The sequence below is a fragment of the Halomonas sp. hl-4 genome, from assembly GCF_900215475.1.
Taxonomy (GTDB): Bacteria; Pseudomonadota; Gammaproteobacteria; order Pseudomonadales; family Halomonadaceae; genus Vreelandella.
The window spans coordinates 2,840,827-2,858,983 of record NZ_LT907845.1; the positions used below are offsets into that span (position 1 = coordinate 2,840,827).

Below are 18,157 nucleotides of genomic sequence, written 5' to 3' on the forward strand. Positions count from 1 at the left end.
TAACCTTTGGCAGTAGTTTTCGTGCTGATGGCGCATCCGTTAAGATAGGCGTTTTCCCAGATGGGGCAAGGACATGAGCATCGGCCACCTGATGCGGTTACTAAGCGACGGCGAGGTTCATTCTGGTGAACAACTGGGTGATGCCTTGGGCGTTTCACGCGCTGCGGTGTGGAAACAGCTAAAAAAATTAGACGCACTGGGTGTAGAACTGGTGGCGGTGAAAGGGCGGGGCTATCGGCTTGCCCAGCCACTGGAGCCTCTTGTCGGCGCAAAGGTAGTCGAGCGCCTGCCCGCCTCAGCGCGTCATCACCTGGCCCGCCTATTTGTCGAGGACCAACTGCCATCGAGCAATGCCTACCTGCGTGACCGGTTTGAACAAGGGGCGGGCCACGCAGAGGTGTGCCTGGTTGAGTTGCAAACGGCGGGACGCGGGCGGCGTGGGCGAGTATGGACCACCCCCTGGGGGCAAAGCCTGATGCTGTCAGTTGGCTGGCGTTTTGAGGCGGGGGTCGCCGCTCTTGAGGGCTTGAGTCTGGCCGTCGGCGTCGTGGTTGCCCAGGTGCTGGAGCAGCACGGTGTGGCGCCCCGGCTTAAATGGCCCAACGATATTTTGTTGGCGCAGGGTGACAGCGCTGAGTTGGGTAAGCTGGCCGGCATATTAGTAGAAGTGACTGGCGATGCGGCAGGCCCTTGCGAAGTGGTTATCGGCATGGGCATGAATCTTCAGTTGCCCGAGTCGATGCGCCAGGCTATTGAACAGCCGGTAGCGGCGTTGTTTGATGACTTGCCGTCACTTTCGCGTAACCAACTGGCGGCGGACGTGGTGGCTGGGCTGCTTGCCATGCTGGCGGGCTTTGAGGAGCAAGGTTTTGCACCCTGGCGTGCTGCCTGGAACCAGCGACACGCCTACACTGACCAGCCGATTCAGGTGATTCAGGGTAACCAGGTTCATGAAGCAGTCGCTGGCGAGGTCGACGATAGCGGCAGTTTGTGGGTAACGGAAGCGGGGCACTCAAAGCGCTTGTCTGGCGGTGAAATCAGCGTACGTAGGCGCTTATGATTCTTGATTTAGACATTGGTAATACCTTGTCCAAGTGGCGCCTAAAAGACGCTGATAGTAGCGAAATACGCTCGCGGGGGGCTGTGTGGACCCGCGAAGAGTGGCGTCCAGGTGCTGATATTCCGGATCTTGACGTTGTCGAGGCCGTGCGCATCTCAAGCGTGGCCCGTGCGGCAGTACTCGATGAGACCGTGGGGCTGCTGCGTCGTCGCGTCCGCCACGTGCATGTGGCCCGCTCGACCGCTGAGGCGCTTGGCGTGGTCAACGGCTATGAAGAGCCGGGGCGCCTGGGCGTTGACCGTTGGCTGGGGGCGCTGGCGGGGTATCAGTTGGCAGGCGGCTGCTGTACGGTCGACTGCGGCAGTGCGATCACCATCGACTTCGTATTGCCCGGCGGGCAGCATCTGGGGGGCTTTATCGTGCCGGGGTTGAGGCTGATGAAAGAAAGCCTGAAGCTGGGTACGCGCAACGTCGCTATCGACCCCGAAAGCGAGGCGGAAGAACTGCTCGAACCGGGGCGTCGCACGGTGGATGCCGTCAACCATGGTATCTACATGGCGGCCGTGAGTGCTATCAACCGTATCTACAGCGAAGTATGCGACCAGGAGGGCGTGGCGCTACCGATGCTGCTGACCGGGGGGGATGCGCGGGTCATTTCGCGCGGCGTTCAGGTGCCCCATGCCGTGTGGCCAGACATGGTCTACGGCGGGCTGGAAGCGCGCTTCCCGCTGACCTTTGCTGAACGTGCTGGCAAAATGGCTGGGGCGCCTCGCGTTCCTGAGCCGGTGTCATTGGAAAAAATCCGCGCAGGCCTTGCATTTTCCATGCTGCTTTGACAGAATTCAGCGCGTTCCAGGGCAGGTGGTTAACACGTATTAGGCACTAAGCAGTTTATGTTGTTGAAGCTAATACATTGTTAGGCCAAAGCGCTATAAACGAGCTTGACACTGCTTTGGAGCTTGGCATAATGTGCCGCCACAGTTGGAGAGGTTCCCGAGTGGCCAAAGGGAGCAGACTGTAAATCTGCCGCGAAAGCTTCGAAGGTTCGAATCCTTCCCTCTCCACCAGTTTCAAGCGTCAGCGACGTATGTCGGTGTCGTAGAATGAAAAGCCGGAAGCGGGCGTAACAATGAATGAGCACGCAGCGGATGATCATTCTGAAGCAAGTTAGGCGGGCGTAGTTCAATGGTAGAACCTCAGCCTTCCAAGCTGATGGTGCGGGTTCGATTCCCGCCGCCCGCTCCAGTTAGGCGTTTGGCTCATGTAGCTCAGGGGTAGAGCACACCCTTGGTAAGGGTGAGGTCGACGGTTCAAATCCGTCCATGAGCTCCATATTATAAAAAGCGAGCGATGCTCGCTTTTTTTGTCGCTACCGCCGGCCGCAGTAGTGGGTTGTTGGTTAGTGAGGAAAGGGGTTGTCAGGTGGTTGTTTGTCAGCTACCATGACGCCCGCTGTTGCGTAGGCTAATGGATTTGTCTGTGCAGATGTTGATACAGGCCAGTAGCTCAATTGGCAGAGCAGCGGTCTCCAAAACCGCAGGTTGGGGGTTCGATTCCCTCCTGGCCTGCCAGTCTTCCCCAGGCTGGTATGTCTTTAAAGAATTCCTTTGTCGCTCGCTGCACCCTGAGGAGTCTCGTTTTTATGAAGCCGAGTTCTGTAAAACATGGCGCTGAGGAGCAACAGACGCGCCATGACGGGCTCAAGTGGGCAGCGGTCGTTGCGTTGCTTGTGGTTGCCGTTGTAGGTAATACCTATTTTGCTGATATTGGCCTGATCTACCGCGTGTTGGGTGTCGTGGTGCTATGCGTGGCGGCTGCCTTGCTAGCGCTGATGACCACCAAGGGGCGCGATCTAGTAGAGCTGGCAAGAAGCGCTAAGAAAGAGATTCAGCGCGTTGTATGGCCAACTCGGCCCGAAACCATTCAGACCACGGCCATTGTCCTCGTCGCCGTGCTGGTGGTTGGGTTGATGCTATGGTTGATTGACACTCTTCTTGGCTGGGCGATGTCCGGCGTTATTGGTTAGGAGTTTTCATGTCCAAACGTTGGTACGTCGTTCACGCCTATTCCGGCTTCGAAAAGCATGTGATGCGTTCCTTGATCGAGCGCGTCAAAATGTATGGCGTAGAAGATCGCTTTGGCGAGATTCTTGTGCCGACCGAAGAAGTCGTTGAAATGCGTGACGGCAAGCGCCGCAAGAGCGAGCGCAAGTTCTATCCCGGCTATGTATTGGTCGAGATGGAGATGGCCGACGATACGTGGCATTTGGTAAATGAGACCCCCCGCGTGATGGGGTTCATTGGCGGAACTAAAGAAAAGCCCGCACCCATTACATCGCGCGAAGCTGATGCCATCTTGATGCGCGTTAAAGACGGTACCGATAAGCCGCGGCCTAAAACCATGTTTGAGCCGGGACAGTCGGTTCGCGTTGTAGATGGCCCCTTTGCTGATTTTAACGGCGTCGTGGAAGAAGTGAGTTACGAGAAAAGCCGTCTGCAGGTCAGTGTGTTGATCTTCGGGCGTGCAACACCTGTCGAGCTTGAATTCGCGCAGGTTGAGAAGGAATAGTCAGGCTTACATCGCCTAAGTATGTAGCGTTGTGAGTTGATTCGTGCCAGGTGGCGGTATTGTCATCTGGCGGTGACCGGGGAGCCGTAAGGCGTTATCACCCAACTGGAGTAAAAACGATGGCCAAGAAAGTACAGGCTTACATCAAGCTGCAGGTTGCTGCAGGTAAAGCCAATCCAAGTCCGCCCGTCGGCCCTGCGCTGGGTCAGCACGGCGTAAACATCATGGAATTCTGTAAGGCGTTCAACGCTGAGACTCAAGACATTGAGCCCGGCCTGCCGACGCCTGTTGTGATTACGGTCTACTCTGACCGTAGCTTCACGTTCGTTACCAAGACGCCACCCGCGGCGGTGCTGCTCAAGAAAGCAGCCGGCATCAAGTCGGGTTCAGGCGAGCCGAACAAGAAGAAGGTCGGCACGGTAACGCGCGAACAGCTCGAAGAAATCGCCAAGACCAAAGAGCCTGACCTGACGGCGGCTGATATTGACGCAGCGGTTCGCACCATCGCGGGCAGCGCCCGTAGTATGGGCCTCAACGTGGAGGGTCTTTAATCATGGCGAAACTGACGAAGCGTGCGAAGCTGATTCGCGAAAAAGTCGACACCAATAAGGCCTACTCAATTGAAGAAGCGGTTGCTCTGCTCGCTGAGCTGTCGACTGTTAAATTCAAAGAGTCGGTGGATGTCGCGATTAACCTAGGCGTTGACCCGCGTAAATCTGACCAAGTGGTGCGTGGCGCAACCGTTATGCCTAACGGTACCGGTAAAGACGTGCGCGTTGCGGTCTTTACTCAGGGTGCCAATGCCGACGCCGCTAAAGAAGCTGGCGCCGACATCGTCGGTATGGACGATCTGGCCGAGCAGGTCAAAAAAGGCGTCATGGATTTTGACGTCGTTATTGCATCGCCGGACGCCATGCGTGTCGTTGGTCAACTGGGTCAGATTCTGGGTCCCCGCGGCCTGATGCCGAACCCGAAAGTGGGCACCGTGACGCCTGACGTTGCGACCGCTGTGAAAAACGCCAAAGCCGGCCAGGTGCGCTTCCGTACCGACAAGAACGGCATCATCCATACTACATTGGGTAAGGCGGATTTTGACGCGGCAGCGATCAACGGCAACCTGGAAGCCCTGGTCGCCGACCTGAAGCGGCTCAAGCCGAGCACTTCAAAAGGCATCTACTTTAAGAAAGTCACCCTGTCTACTACTATGGGCCCGGGTTTGACTATCGACCACTCCGCGTTTGCTTAAGCGGGTGATCGTCAGGTTTTAGCAACAACCGAGCAATAACTTTGCGGTCCCTCGGTCATGCCGAGGCGCCGTCAAAGACCGCAGGTGCCGCGCTTTTTTGAAAGTGCGGCTTAATTGCCCTCAAAAGCGCCTGCGCAGATGGTGTGGCCGCCAGTTGGTTAGCAACGCTTTCTTTTCTGGTGAGCACCATCCTCTAAGGCTTTCTGCTAGTCGTATGGGCAGGAAGAGATGGTAACCACCGGAACCTTTAATGGGTTCCGGAACGAAGGAGTGATCACTGTGCCACTAGCACTTGAAGGCAAAAAAGCGATTGTTGCCGAGGTCAGTGAAGCGGCCAAGAGCGCACTCTCCGTCGTAGTTGCCGATTCTCGCGGTGTAGCGGTCAGCAAAATGACCGATCTGCGTAAGCAGGCACGTGAGAATGGCGTCCAGGTACGTGTTGTTCGCAACACGCTGGCACGTCGCGCCCTCGAAGGCACCCAATGGGAATGCCTAACCGAGAGCTTCGTTGGTCCGACTCTGTTGGCCTTCTCCACGGATCATCCGGGCGCTGCCGCTCGTTTGTTCAAAGAGTTTGCCAAAGATGATAAAGACTTCGAAGTCAAAGCGCTGGCCTACGAAGGTGAGCTGATTCCGGCTGCTGACATCGATCGTCTGGCAACCCTGCCGACTCACGACGAGGCAATTGCCAAGTTGATGTCGGTAATGAAAGAAGCTTCCGCTGGCAAGCTGGTTCGTACCCTGGCCGCCCTGCGCGACCAAAAAGAAGCGGCTTAACTGCTTCTCTTGTACAGCCTGACGCTGCTTGAACCGAGCAATGAATCCCGAGTCGTCGGTAAACCGAGACTCCCGCAAAGTTAGGAATGAAACAATGGCACTGACCAAAGACGATATCATCAATGCTGTAGCCGACATGTCCGTCATGGAAGTTGTCGAGCTGATCGAAGCAATGGAAGAGAAATTCGGCGTTTCTGCTGCGGCGGCCGTAGTGGCTGGCCCAGGTGGTGGCGAAGCCGCTGCTGAAGAAGAACAGACCGAATTTGACTTGGTGTTGACGGCTGCTGGTGACAAGAAAGTTAACGTCATCAAAGCAGTACGTGAAATCACCGGTCTTGGCCTTAAGGAAGCTAAGGGTGCCGTTGACGGCGCACCGGCGACCATCAAGGAAGGCATGTCCAAGGAAGACGCTGAAACAGCTAAGACGAAGCTGGAAGAAGCGGGCGCAAGCGTCGAGCTCAAGTAATTCTTGTGCTGGCGGCTTTACGCGTTGCGTAAGCTTCCACGGCTGGCGGCGGGAGATCCCGCTGCCGGCCTTTTTCTGTTGTAACTGAACGGTGAAGCAGAATCGTTGTAGTACGGTTATCGCAAGACTGTTATCGATCAAGATTTTCGACGGCGAGCTACCGGACCTGGAGCTTGCTGTTCGCGTCTGACACGCCCGCAGGGCAGATGACCACGCATCGGTCACCCATGGTGAACAAGCTGGGGAATACAGATGGCTTACTCATATACTGAGAAAAAACGCATCCGCAAGGATTTCGGCAAACTGCCACAAGTGATGGATGTGCCTTATTTGTTGGCCATCCAGCTTGATTCCTATTACGACTTTCTCCAGCAAGATCGTTCGCCCGACGAGCGGCACGAGGTCGGCTTGCACGCGGCATTTAAGTCCGTGTTCCCGATTGAGAGCTTCTCCGGTAATGCGGCGCTTGAGTATGTCAGCTACCGGTTCGGCACGCCGGCGTTCGATGTTAAGGAGTGCCAGCTGCGCGGAGTAACCTATTCCGCCCCGCTGCGCGTCAAGGTTCGCTTGATCATTTATGATCGCGATTCCTCGAACAAAGCAATCAAAGATATTAAAGAGCAAGAAGTCTACATGGGGGAAATCCCCCTGATGACGGAGAACGGTACCTTTGTGATCAACGGTACCGAGCGGGTTATTGTTTCCCAGCTCCACCGTTCACCCGGTGTTTTCTTCGATCACGATAAAGGCAAAAGCCACTCATCCGGTAAGCTGCTCTATTCAGCGCGGGTTATCCCTTACCGTGGTTCTTGGTTAGACTTCGAATTCGATCCTAAAGACAATGTCTTCGTGCGTATCGACCGTCGGCGTAAGCTGCCGGCCTCGGTGCTCATGCGTGCGCTGGGAATGAGCGCGGAAGAGATTCTCGACGAGTTCTTCGAAACCAGCGTTTTCCATGTTGAAAAGTCAGGCTTTTCCGTGGAGCTTGTGCCGTCACGGCTGCGTGGCGAAACCGCCACCTTCAATATCAAGGATGGCAAAGGCGAGACGATTGTTGAAGAAGGACGTCGGATTACCCAGAAGCACATCCGTCAGCTTGAAAAAGCGGGCCTTGAGCGCCTGGACGTGCCAATGGAGTATCTATTCGGAAAAACCTTGGCCAAAGACCAGATCGACACTAAAACCGGCGAGCTGATCTGTCCGTGCAACACCGAAATTACCCCGGACGTTCTAGAGGCCATGGCGAATGGCGGTATTACACGTATTGAGACGCTGTATACCAACGACCTGGATTGCGGTTCGTTTATTTCCGACACGCTGAAGCTCGACACAACCGGGTCGCAGCTGGAAGCGCTGGTGGAAATTTACCGTATGATGCGCCCCGGTGAGCCGCCCACTAAAGAAGCGGCCGAGACGTTATTCCACAACCTGTTCTTCACTGAGGACCGCTACGACCTGTCGGGCGTGGGCCGCATGAAGTTCAACCGTCGTTTACGTCGCGAGGGCGATACTGGCTCTGGTGTACTGGATCGCAAAGACATCCTCGACGTGCTGCGCGAGCTGATCAACATCCGCAACGGCTTTGGTGACGTTGATGATATCGATCACTTGGGTAACCGCCGGATTCGCTGCGTTGGCGAAATGGCCGAAAACCAGTTCCGCGTTGGCCTGGTGCGCGTTGAGCGTGCCGTGAAAGAACGTCTTTCCATGGCCGAAAGCGAAGGCTTGATGCCCCAGGATCTGATCAACGCCAAGCCGGTCGCGGCGGCGGTGAAAGAGTTCTTTGGCTCCAGCCAGCTCTCGCAGTTTATGGACCAGAACAACCCGCTTTCCGAGGTAACCCACAAGCGCCGTGTTTCAGCACTCGGCCCAGGTGGTCTTACCCGCGAGCGCGCTGGCTTCGAAGTACGTGACGTACACGCCACGCACTACGGGCGTCTATGCCCGATCGAAACGCCAGAAGGCCCGAACATCGGCCTGATCAACTCGCTGGCAACCTACAGCCACACTAACAGCTACGGCTTCCTTGAGACGCCGTATCGTAAGGTGGTAGATCGTCAGTTGACCGATGACATCGTTCACCTGTCGGCGATTGAAGAAGGCGACTTCGTTATCGCCCAGGCGTCAGCCGCAGTGGACGAATCCGGTAAGCTGAGCGATGACCTGGTCCAGGCGCGACATCGGGGTGAAACCACCTTTATGCGCCCTGAGCAAGTCACGCTGATGGACGTGTCACCGCGCCAGGTCGTGTCAGTGGCCGCGGCCCTGATTCCGTTCCTTGAGCACGATGACGCTAACCGGGCCTTGATGGGTTCCAACATGCAGCGTCAGGCGGTCCCCACGCTGCGCGCCGAGAAGCCGCTAGTGGGCACCGGGATGGAGCGTTTCGTTGCACGCGACTCCGGCGTTTGTGCCGTGGCGCGTCGCGGCGGGGTCATCGACTCCGTGGATGCGCGTCGGGTAGTGGTCCGGGTTAATGAAGATGAGATTATCGGCGGTGAAGCCGGGGTTGATATCTACAACCTGACCAAGTACACCCGCTCGAACCAAAACACCTGCATGAACCAGCGCCCGATCGTACGCCCAGGCGATAATGTCGCCCGTGGTGATATCCTCGCCGACGGCCCGTCCGTCGATATGGGTGATCTGGCACTTGGCCAGAACATGCGCATCGCGTTTATGCCCTGGAACGGCTACAACTTCGAGGATTCCATCCTGCTCTCCGAGCGGGCGGTACAAGAAGACCGTTTCACCACGATCCATATTCAGGAACTGACCAGCGTGTCCCGTGACACCAAGCTGGGGCCTGAAGAAATTACCTCTGATATTCCCAACGTCGGCGAATCGGCGCTAGGCAAGTTGGATGAAGCGGGCGTTGTCTACATCGGTGCCGAGGTAGGGCCGGGCGATATTCTGGTGGGTAAGGTCACGCCGAAAGGTGAAACCCAGCTGACGCCGGAAGAAAAGCTGCTACGTGCCATCTTCGGCGAGAAAGCGTCGGACGTTAAAGATACCTCGCTGCGTGCCCCAACGGGTATGAAAGGCACGGTGATTGACGTACAGGTGTTTACTCGCGACGGCGTTGAGAAAGACTCGCGCGCCCTGGCCATCGAGCAAATGCAGCTGGATGAAGTACGTAAGGATCTGCAGGAAACCTATCGTATCGCCGAGGACGCCACGTTCGAACGCCTCAAGCGTACCCTTGATGGTCAGGTGGTTAACGGCGGCCCGAACCTCAAGAAAGGCGATACCCTTGACGAGGCCTACCTCGATGAGCTGCCTCGCCAGCAGTGGTTCAAGCTGCGCATGCAGGATGAGTCGTATAACGAGTTGCTGGCCCAGGCCGACGAGCAGCTGGAAAACCGTCGTAAAGAAATGGACGAGCGCTTTGAAGACAAGAAGCGCAAGCTGACCCAGGGCGATGACCTTGCCCCCGGCGTGCTGAAAATCGTCAAGGTCTATATGGCCGTTAAGCGTCGCATTCAGCCGGGCGATAAGATGGCCGGTCGTCACGGTAACAAAGGTGTTATCTCAGCGATCATGCCGATCGAAGACATGCCGTTTGACGAGAAGGGCGAGCCGGTTGACGTGGTGCTAAACCCGCTGGGCGTACCATCGCGGATGAACGTAGGCCAAATCCTCGAAACCCACTTGGGTATGGCCGCACGTGGTTTAGGGGTCAAGATCGACGCCATGCTACGCGACGCCCGCGAACAGCAAGTGGCTGAAATCCGTGACTTCCTGGGTCAGGTGTATAATACCCCGGGCACCCGCGTGGAAGACATTGATTCGCTAAGCGATGAAGAAGTCATTGCGCTGGCGAAAAACCTTAAAGCGGGTGTGCCCATGGCGACGCCGGTGTTTGACGGTGCCAAAGAGCACGAAATCAAACACCTGCTGAAGCTCGCGGGTATTCCCGAGTCAGGTCAGATGACATTGTACGACGGCCGTACCGGCGATGCTTTTGACCGTCCGGTCACCGTTGGCTACATGTACATGCTGAAGCTTAACCACTTGGTCGACGACAAGATGCACGCGCGCTCTACCGGCTCTTACTCGCTCGTCACCCAGCAGCCGCTGGGCGGTAAGGCGCAGTTCGGTGGTCAGCGCTTTGGTGAGATGGAAGTGTGGGCGCTGGAAGCTTATGGCGCGGCCTACACGCTGCAAGAGATGCTCACCGTCAAATCGGACGACGTCGAAGGCCGCACCAAGATGTACAAAAACATCGTGGATGGCGACCACACCATGCAGGCAGGCATGCCGGAATCCTTTAACGTACTCGTGAAGGAAATCCGCTCGCTGGGCATCGATATCGAGTTAGAGAGCTAGGAGCCGTCCCATGAAAGATTTGGTGAAAGTACTCAAATCGCAATCTCAGTCCGAAGAGTTTGACGCGATCAAGATTACCCTGGCGTCGCCGGACATGATTCGCTCCTGGTCGTTTGGCGAGGTGAAGAAGCCCGAGACCATCAACTACCGTACCTTTAAGCCGGAACGCGACGGTCTGTTCTGCGCCAAGATTTTTGGCCCGGTGAAGGACTACGAGTGCCTGTGCGGCAAGTACAAGCGCATGAAGCACCGTGGCATCATCTGCGAGAAGTGTGGTGTGGAAGTAACCAAAGCCGCCGTGCGCCGTGAGCGCATGGGGCATATTGAGCTAGCCTCTCCGGTAGCCCATATTTGGTTCCTGAAGTCACTGCCGTCGCGTATCGGCATGTTCCTCGATATGACCCTGCGTGATATCGAGCGCGTGCTGTACTTTGAAAGCTTTGTGGTGATCGACCCAGGCATGACCACCCTTGAGCGTGGTCAGCTGTTGAACGACGAGCAGTACTTCGAAGCGCTGGAAGAGTTCGGCGACGACTTCGACGCCCGTATGGGTGCCGAAGCCGTTCAGGAACTGCTCAAAGACATCGATCTGGAAGAAGAGATTAACCACCTGCGCGAAGAAATTCCGCAGACCAACTCGGAAACCAAGATCAAGAAGCTCTCCAAGCGCCTGAAGCTGCTGGAAGCCTTCTACCACTCGGGCAATGCGCCGGCGTGGATGGTCATGGAAGTGCTACCCGTGCTGCCGCCGGACCTGCGTCCGCTGGTACCGCTTGACGGTGGCCGCTTCGCGACCTCGGATCTCAACGACCTTTACCGTCGTGTGATCAACCGTAACAACCGTCTGAAGCGTCTGCTTGACCTCAATGCGCCGGATATTATCGTGCGCAACGAGAAGCGCATGCTTCAGGAAGCCGTCGATGCACTGCTCGACAACGGCCGTCGTGGTCGTGCGATCACGGGCTCTAACAAGCGCCCGCTGAAATCGCTTGCCGACATGATCAAAGGTAAGCAGGGTCGTTTCCGTCAGAACCTGTTGGGTAAGCGCGTCGATTACTCGGGCCGTTCGGTGATTACCGTGGGTCCGACGCTGCGCCTGCACCAGTGTGGTCTGCCGAAGAAAATGGCGCTTGAGCTGTTCAAGCCGTTCATCTACTCCAAGCTGCAGTCGCTGGGCTATGCCTCGACGATTAAAGCGGCCAAGAAGATGGTCGAGCGTGAGCTGCCGGAAGTGTGGGACATCCTTGCCGATGTTATCCGCGAGCACCCGGTACTGCTTAACCGTGCACCGACGCTGCACCGTTTGGGCATCCAGGCGTTTGAGCCGCTGCTGATTGAAGGTAAAGCGATCCAGCTGCACCCGCTGGTATGTGCCGCCTACAACGCCGACTTCGATGGTGACCAGATGGCGGTACACGTACCGCTGACCCTGGAAGCCCAGCTTGAAGCCCGTGCGCTGATGATGGCCACTAACAATGTGCTGTCGCCGGCTAACGGCGAGCCGATCATCGTACCCTCGCAAGACGTTGTTCTGGGTCTGTACTACATGACCCGTGAGAAGATCAACGCCAAAGGCGAAGGCATGGTGTTTTCTGGTCTCAATGAAGTAGAGCGCGCCTTTGGTACCCAATCGGTATCGTTGCACGCTCGCGTCAAGGTTCGCCTGGACGAAGTGGATGTTGACGAAGAAACCGGCGAACGTTCCGCACACCGCCGTATTTACGACACCACGGTAGGTCGTGCATTGCTGTTCCGTATCCTGCCGGAAGGCGTGCCGTTCGATCTGATCGATCAGCCGATGAAAAAGAAAGCCATCTCTAGCTTGATCAACGAGGTTTACCGTCGTGCTGGTTTGAAGCCGACCGTTATCTTCGCTGACCAACTAATGTACACCGGCTTCCGTCTGGCTACCTGGTCCGGCGCTTCCATCGGTGTTAACGACTTCGTTATTCCCGATGCGAAAACCGAAATCGTCGATGCAGCCGAAGCCGAAGTCAAAGAGATTGAAGACCAGTTCTCCTCCGGCCTTGTCACGGCGGGCGAGAAGTACAACAAGGTGATCGACATCTGGTCCAAGGCCAACGATAAAGTGGCCAAGGCGATGATGGCGGGTATCTCGAAAGAAACGGTAATCGACCGCGAAGGCAATGAAGTCGAGCAAGACTCGTTCAACAGCGTCTTCATTATGGCCGACTCCGGTGCGCGTGGTTCTGCCGCTCAGATTCGCCAGCTGGCGGGTATGCGTGGCCTGATGGCCAAGCCGGACGGCTCAATCATCGAAACGCCGATCGTCGCCAACTTCCGTGAAGGCTTGAACGTACTGCAGTACTTCATCTCGACTCACGGTGCACGTAAAGGTCTGGCGGATACGGCACTGAAAACGGCTAACTCCGGTTACTTGACCCGCCGGTTGGTCGATGTTGCCCAGGACTTGGTGATTACCGAGACCGACTGTGGCACCGAAAACGGCCTCACGCTGCACCCGATCATCGAAGGCGGCGATATTATCGTACCGCTGTCCCAGCGCGTGCTGGGCCGTGTGGTAGCTATCGATGTGGTCGACCCCAGCACTGATGAAGTGCTTATCGCCAAGGGCACTTTGCTTGACGAAAAATGGTGTGCCGAGCTTGATACCATGGGTGTCGATGAGATCATCGTGCGCTCCACCATTACCTGTGACACACCGCACGGCGTGTGCTCTGCTTGTTACGGTCGTGATCTGGCGCGTGGTCATCAGGTTAATATCGGTGAATCCGTTGGCGTTATTGCCGCACAGTCAATCGGTGAGCCGGGTACCCAGCTGACCATGCGCACGTTCCACATCGGTGGTGCGGCATCGCGCTCCTCTGCGGTTGATAGCGTCCAAGTGAAGCATGGCGGCAAAGTGCGGTTGCACAACATCAAGAATGTTGAGCGCGCCGACGGCAAATTGGTGGTCGTATCTCGTTCGAGTGCGCTTGCCGTTGCCGACGACCATGGCCGTGAGCGTGAGTACTACAAGCTGCCTTACGGCGCTGAGCTTTCCGTGCGCGATGGCGATGTCGTCGATGCTGGCACGATTGTGGCTAAGTGGGACCCGCACACCCACCCAATCGTTGCCGAAGTCGAAGGTAAGGCCCAGTTCATCGATCTCGACGAGGGTGTCACCATGCACCGCACTGTCGATGAGATGACTGGCCTGTCGTCTATTGAGGTTATCGAGTCGGCAGCACGCCCGATGGCGGGTCGCGACAAGCGTCCTATGGTCATGCTGAAAGATGCTTCGGGTGAATACGTGTCGGTCTCCGGTTCGAACACGCCGGTACAGTATCTGCTACCGGGTAAATCGATCATCTCCGTTGATGACGGTGCGACGATCGGCGTGGGTGAAGTAGTGGCCCGTATTCCGGTTGAAGCGTCGGGCAACAAAGATATCACCGGTGGTCTGCCACGTGTTGCTGACTTGTTCGAAGCACGTAAGCCGAAAGAGTCGGCGATACTGGCGGAGATCAGCGGCGTTATCAGCTTCGGTAAAGAAACCAAAGGTAAGCGTCGTCTGACGATTACGCCTGAATCTGGTGATCCATTTGAAACGCTGATCCCTAAATGGCGTCAAATTGCCGTCTTCGAGGGTGAAACCGTCGAAAAGGGTGAGGTGATTTCCGATGGCCCAAGTAATCCGCACGATATTCTGCGGCTACTGGGCGTGGCGGAACTGGCCAAGTACATTACTGCTGAAGTTCAGGATGTGTACCGTTTGCAGGGTGTCGGCATTAACGATAAGCACATCGAAGTTATCGTGCGTCAGATGCTGCGCAAGGTAGAAATTACCGACTCGGGTGACTCTGACTTTATCACTGGTGATCAGGCAGAACTGGTGCGCGTACTAGAGCAGAACGTGCGGCTTGAGAAGGAAGATAAATTCCCGGCCAAGTACCAGCGCTTGCTGCTGGGTATCACCAAGGCCAGCCTGGCCACCGAGTCGTTCATTTCGGCAGCGTCGTTCCAAGAAACGACCCGCGTTCTGACCGAGGCAGCGGTGACCGGCAAGCGCGATTACCTGCGCGGCCTGAAAGAAAACGTGGTAGTGGGTCGCCTGATTCCTGCAGGTACCGGTTTGACTCACCACGCGGAGCGTCGTCGCAAGCGCGAAGACGTAGAGCGCCTGCTCACCCCCTCGGCGACCGAGGTAGAGCAGGAGCTGGGAGCTCAGTTGACCGCATTGGATTCCGACGACGAGCTCTAACATTACTATCTGACCTTATGCCGCCTTCGTCTTGCTGGTTAAACGACCGGCAAGACTTGACGGAGGCTAGGGTCAGCCTTTAGAATGCGCAGCCTTTAACAGTGGGGTGGGTGCGCCCGCAGCCGCTGAAAGGCCAGGCAACCATTGGAGTCAGCTAAACACCATGGCAACGATTAATCAGCTAGTGCGCAAGCCGCGCAAGCGCCCCGTCACCAAAAGTGACGTGCCCGCGCTTCAGGCTTGTCCGCAAAAGCGCGGCGTATGTACGCGCGTTTACACTACCACCCCTAAGAAGCCTAACTCGGCGTTGCGTAAGGTATGCCGTGTGCGCCTGACCAACGGTTTTGAGGTGTCTTCTTATATCGGTGGTGAAGGTCACAACCTCCAAGAGCACTCTGTAGTGCTGATTCGCGGCGGTCGTGTAAAGGATTTGCCCGGTGTGCGTTATCACACCGTGCGTGGCGCCCTTGACACCTCTGGCGTACAGAATCGTAAGCAGGGCCGTTCTAAGTACGGTACCAAGCGTCCGAAGTCTTAATTCGACGCTATGCGGTGCTGCGTAAGCAGCCGCCGTACGAGATGTTTATCATGTATATGATGGTCTGATAAGAGTAAGGTCGGGCGGCGCTGAGCGCCAACGCCAAGCGTGAGTTCCGAGTTTACCTGAAGGATCCTTAAATTGAGGGCTTATCATGCCTAGAAGAAGAGTTGTAGCTAAGCGCGAAATCCTGCCGGATCCCAAGTTCGGAAGTGAGCGCCTAGCCAAGTTTATGAATCACCTGATGTTCAGCGGTAAAAAGTCCGTAGCTGAGCGCATCGTATATGGTGCGTTGGACAAGGTTGCCGAGCGTAGTAAAGAAGAGCCGCTGGAAATCTTCGACAAAGCGCTGGAAACCATCCAGCCGATGGTCGAAGTGAAGTCGCGCCGCGTGGGTGGTGCGACCTATCAGGTGCCGGTTGAAGTTCGTCCGTCACGCCGCCAGGCGCTCGCCATGCGCTGGTTGGTTGACGCGGCGCGTCGTCGCGGTGAAAAAACGATGGTTCTGCGTCTTGCAGGCGAAATGCTGGATGCCGCTGAAGGCAAAGGCTCTGCCGTTAAGAAGCGCGAAGACGTGCATCGTATGGCAGAAGCTAACAAGGCCTTCTCGCACTACCGTTTTTAAGATCAGCGTTTTTAAATTCGGCGTTTCTGGGTTTGCGTTTTGCTGGGTTGCGCTTTGTCAACGTCATACGTCGCTTGATCGCAACGCACCGCCGTTACCATGCATGGTGACGGCGGCGGCATAAGCAGAAAACGCATCGCTAGAATCACGAGCATCGCCAACAAACGGGAGTTTCACCGTGGCTCGCAAGACACCACTTAATCGCTATCGCAATATCGGTATCGTTGCTCACGTTGACGCGGGTAAAACCACGACAACCGAGCGGGTACTGTTCTACACCGGTCTTTCCCATAAAGTGGGTGAAGTGCATGACGGTGCAGCGACCATGGACTGGATGGAGCAGGAGCAGGAGCGTGGTATCACTATCACCTCGGCTGCAACGACCTGTTTCTGGCAGGGCATGAGTAAGCAGTTTCCTGAGCACCGCATTAATATCATCGACACGCCTGGGCACGTTGACTTCACTATCGAAGTTGAGCGTTCCTTGCGCGTACTCGATGCCGCGGTGGTTGTGCTGTGCGGCTCTTCCGGCGTTCAGCCGCAGACCGAAACCGTATGGCGCCAGGCCAACAAGTACGAAGTCCCGCGTATGGTCTTCGTCAACAAGATGGACCGTACTGGCGCTGATTTCTTCATGGTCGTTGACCAGTTGAAAGAGCGTCTGGGCGCTAATGCCGTACCGATCCAGATTAACTGGGGTACGGAAGAAGACTTCAAGGGCGTTATCGACCTTATCCAGATGAAGGCCATCCTGTGGGATGAAGCCAGCCTGGGTATGAATTATGAATTGGTTGATATTCCTGCAGAGCTTCAAGAAACCGCAGAAACCTACCGCGAGCAGATGATCGAAGCGGCAGCGGAAGGCTCTGATGACTTGATGGAGAAGTACCTCGAAGGTGAGGAGCTGACCATCGAAGAGATCAAAGCCGGTCTGCGTGCGCGTACCCTGGCTAATGAAATCGTTCTTATCACCTGTGGGTCTGCCTTTAAGAACAAAGGTGTTCAGGCGGTACTTGATTGCGTTATCGAATACATGCCGTCACCCACCGAAGTTAAGGCGATTGAAGGTGAGCTTGACGACAAGGACGGCACCGTCGATACCCGTGAAGCGGACGATGATCAGCCGTTTGCCGCCTTGGCGTTCAAGATTGCTACCGACCCGTTCGTCGGTACCCTGACGTTCATCCGCGTCTATTCGGGCGTGTTGAACTCGGGCGACGGGGTATATAACTCGGTCAAAAGTAAGAAAGAGCGCGTGGGTCGTATCGTTCAGATGCACTCCAACTCGCGTGAAGAAATCAAAGAAGTGCGCGCTGGCGATATCGCTGCGTGTATCGGTCTAAAAGACGTCACCACGGGCGATACCCTGTGTGATATCAATCACAAGATCGTACTCGAGCGTATGGAATTCCCGGATCCGGTGATCTCGGTGGCTGTTGAGCCGAAGTCCAAAGCCGATCAAGAGAAGATGGGTGTCGCACTGGGCAAGTTGGCCCAGGAAGATCCTTCCTTCCAGGTGAAGACCGACGAAGAGACCGGTCAGACGATCATCTCGGGTATGGGTGAGCTTCACCTCGACATTCTTGTCGACCGTATGCGTCGCGAATTTAAGGTTGAGGCTAACATCGGTAAGCCGCAGGTGGCCTATCGCGAAACCATTCGTGGCAGCGTCGAGCAGGAAGGCAAGTTTGTACGTCAGTCCGGTGGTCGTGGTCAGTACGGTCACGTTGTAATGCGCATCGAGCCGCTGACGTATGAAGAGAAAGGCGAGGGAGATGATGAAATCTTCTTCAAGTTTGTCTCCGAAATTGTCGGTGGTGTGGTTCCTAAGGAATACATTCCGGCGGTAGAGAAAGGGGCTTATGAGCAGCTGAAAAACGGCGTCATTGCGGGTTACCCGATGATTGACGTTAAAGTGACGCTGTTTGATGGTTCCTACCATGACGTGGACTCCAATGAGACTGCGTTCAAGATTGCTTCTTCTATGGCAGTGAAAGAAGGTGCCAGGAAGGCCAAGGCCGTGCTGCTGGAGCCGGTGATGAAGGTCGAAGTCGTGACCCCCGAAGAGTTTATGGGTGACGTCATGGGCGACCTGAACCGTCGTCGCGGCTTGGTGCAGGGCATGGATGATTCCTCTTCTGGTAAAGTCATCCGTGCAACGGTGCCGCTGGGTGAGATGTTCGGTTACGCAACCGATCTGCGCTCACAAACCCAGGGCCGTGCGAGCTACTCTATGGAGTTCGCGAAGTACGAGGAGGCGCCCTCCAGCGTCGTTGAAGCCGTCATCAACCAAAACGGTTAACCGTTAGCTAACGTAAAGAGG

General features: G+C 56.1%; 13 protein-coding genes and 4 tRNA genes. All 17 read left to right on the forward strand.

Annotated features, from left to right (window positions below):
* Positions 1 to 73: 73 nt before the first annotated feature.
* The 17 genes from CPH17_RS13435 to fusA all read left to right on the forward strand — a co-directional run bounded on the left by CPH17_RS13435 (position 74) and on the right by fusA (position 18,136).
* The gene (locus CPH17_RS13435) at positions 74 to 1,060 is read left to right on the forward strand and encodes a biotin--[acetyl-CoA-carboxylase] ligase (RefSeq protein WP_074397869.1); all 987 of its coding nucleotides are present in this window, start codon (positions 74 to 76) and stop codon (positions 1,058 to 1,060) included.
* Complete coding sequence (locus CPH17_RS13440) at positions 1,057 to 1,896, forward strand: type III pantothenate kinase (protein WP_074397867.1); 840 nt, start codon at positions 1,057 to 1,059, stop codon at positions 1,894 to 1,896. The genes CPH17_RS13435 and CPH17_RS13440 overlap by 4 nt, the downstream gene beginning before the upstream one ends.
* A gap of 147 nt (positions 1,897 to 2,043) precedes the next feature.
* Positions 2,044 to 2,127: transfer RNA gene (locus tag CPH17_RS13445), tRNA-Tyr, on the forward strand.
* A gap of 104 nt (positions 2,128 to 2,231) precedes the next feature.
* Positions 2,232 to 2,305: transfer RNA gene (locus CPH17_RS13450), tRNA-Gly, on the forward strand.
* 12 nt (positions 2,306 to 2,317) lie between these two features.
* Positions 2,318 to 2,392 (forward strand) — tRNA-Thr (locus CPH17_RS13455).
* Positions 2,393 to 2,555: 163 nt separating this feature from the next.
* A tRNA-Trp gene (locus tag CPH17_RS13460) sits at positions 2,556 to 2,631 on the forward strand.
* 71 nt (positions 2,632 to 2,702) lie between these two features.
* Positions 2,703 to 3,086, forward strand: a complete 384-nt coding sequence (gene secE / locus CPH17_RS13465; protein WP_074397866.1) for a preprotein translocase subunit SecE — start codon at positions 2,703 to 2,705, stop codon at positions 3,084 to 3,086.
* Positions 3,087 to 3,094: 8 nt separating this feature from the next.
* Entirely contained in the window at positions 3,095 to 3,628 is a 534-nt protein-coding gene (gene nusG / locus CPH17_RS13470) for a transcription termination/antitermination protein NusG (protein ID WP_074397865.1), read from the forward strand.
* Between the two features lie 119 nt (positions 3,629 to 3,747).
* Positions 3,748 to 4,179, forward strand: a complete 432-nt coding sequence (rplK, locus tag CPH17_RS13475) for a 50S ribosomal protein L11 (RefSeq protein ID WP_074397864.1) — start codon at positions 3,748 to 3,750, stop codon at positions 4,177 to 4,179.
* A gap of 2 nt (positions 4,180 to 4,181) precedes the next feature.
* Positions 4,182 to 4,874: a 50S ribosomal protein L1 gene (gene rplA / locus CPH17_RS13480; RefSeq protein ID WP_074397863.1), complete on the forward strand. Its 693-nt coding sequence runs from the start codon at positions 4,182 to 4,184 to the stop codon at positions 4,872 to 4,874.
* 279 nt (positions 4,875 to 5,153) lie between these two features.
* Positions 5,154 to 5,651 (forward strand): 50S ribosomal protein L10, encoded by a 498-nt coding sequence (gene rplJ / locus CPH17_RS13485; protein ID WP_074397861.1) that lies wholly within the window; start codon positions 5,154 to 5,156, stop codon positions 5,649 to 5,651.
* Positions 5,652 to 5,745: 94 nt separating this feature from the next.
* The gene (gene rplL / locus CPH17_RS13490) at positions 5,746 to 6,117 is read left to right on the forward strand and encodes a 50S ribosomal protein L7/L12 (protein WP_074397859.1); all 372 of its coding nucleotides are present in this window, start codon (positions 5,746 to 5,748) and stop codon (positions 6,115 to 6,117) included.
* A gap of 252 nt (positions 6,118 to 6,369) precedes the next feature.
* Positions 6,370 to 10,446, forward strand: a complete 4,077-nt coding sequence (gene rpoB / locus CPH17_RS13495) for a DNA-directed RNA polymerase subunit beta (RefSeq protein WP_074397857.1) — start codon at positions 6,370 to 6,372, stop codon at positions 10,444 to 10,446.
* Positions 10,447 to 10,456: 10 nt separating this feature from the next.
* A complete protein-coding gene (gene rpoC, locus CPH17_RS13500; RefSeq protein ID WP_074397855.1) occupies positions 10,457 to 14,671 on the forward strand; it encodes a DNA-directed RNA polymerase subunit beta' in 4,215 nt (1,404 codons plus the stop codon).
* Between the two features lie 163 nt (positions 14,672 to 14,834).
* On the forward strand, positions 14,835 to 15,209 hold the full coding sequence (rpsL, locus tag CPH17_RS13505) for a 30S ribosomal protein S12 (protein ID WP_009098973.1): 375 nt from the start codon (positions 14,835 to 14,837) through the stop codon (positions 15,207 to 15,209).
* A gap of 154 nt (positions 15,210 to 15,363) precedes the next feature.
* A complete protein-coding gene (gene rpsG / locus CPH17_RS13510; protein WP_074397853.1) occupies positions 15,364 to 15,834 on the forward strand; it encodes a 30S ribosomal protein S7 in 471 nt (156 codons plus the stop codon).
* Between the two features lie 178 nt (positions 15,835 to 16,012).
* Positions 16,013 to 18,136 carry an elongation factor G gene (gene fusA, locus CPH17_RS13515; RefSeq protein ID WP_074397852.1) on the forward strand — a complete coding sequence of 708 codons (2,124 nt, stop codon included), beginning with the start codon at positions 16,013 to 16,015 and terminating at the stop codon, positions 18,134 to 18,136.
* Positions 18,137 to 18,157: the final 21 nt, after the last annotated feature.

Coding starts and splice junctions, on each gene's coding strand:
- secE (WP_074397866.1), top strand. CDS start 2,703: ATGAAGCCGAGTTCTGTAAAACATGGCGCTGAGGAGCAACAGACGCGC.
- CPH17_RS13440 (WP_074397867.1), top strand. CDS start 1,057: ATGATTCTTGATTTAGACATTGGTAATACCTTGTCCAAGTGGCGCCTA.
- rpsL (WP_009098973.1), top strand. CDS start 14,835: ATGGCAACGATTAATCAGCTAGTGCGCAAGCCGCGCAAGCGCCCCGTC.
- nusG (WP_074397865.1), top strand. CDS start 3,095: ATGTCCAAACGTTGGTACGTCGTTCACGCCTATTCCGGCTTCGAAAAG.
- rplK (WP_074397864.1), top strand. CDS start 3,748: ATGGCCAAGAAAGTACAGGCTTACATCAAGCTGCAGGTTGCTGCAGGT.
- rpoC (WP_074397855.1), top strand. CDS start 10,457: ATGAAAGATTTGGTGAAAGTACTCAAATCGCAATCTCAGTCCGAAGAG.
- CPH17_RS13435 (WP_074397869.1), top strand. CDS start 74: ATGAGCATCGGCCACCTGATGCGGTTACTAAGCGACGGCGAGGTTCAT.
- rplA (WP_074397863.1), top strand. CDS start 4,182: ATGGCGAAACTGACGAAGCGTGCGAAGCTGATTCGCGAAAAAGTCGAC.
- rpsG (WP_074397853.1), top strand. CDS start 15,364: ATGCCTAGAAGAAGAGTTGTAGCTAAGCGCGAAATCCTGCCGGATCCC.
- rplL (WP_074397859.1), top strand. CDS start 5,746: ATGGCACTGACCAAAGACGATATCATCAATGCTGTAGCCGACATGTCC.
- rpoB (WP_074397857.1), top strand. CDS start 6,370: ATGGCTTACTCATATACTGAGAAAAAACGCATCCGCAAGGATTTCGGC.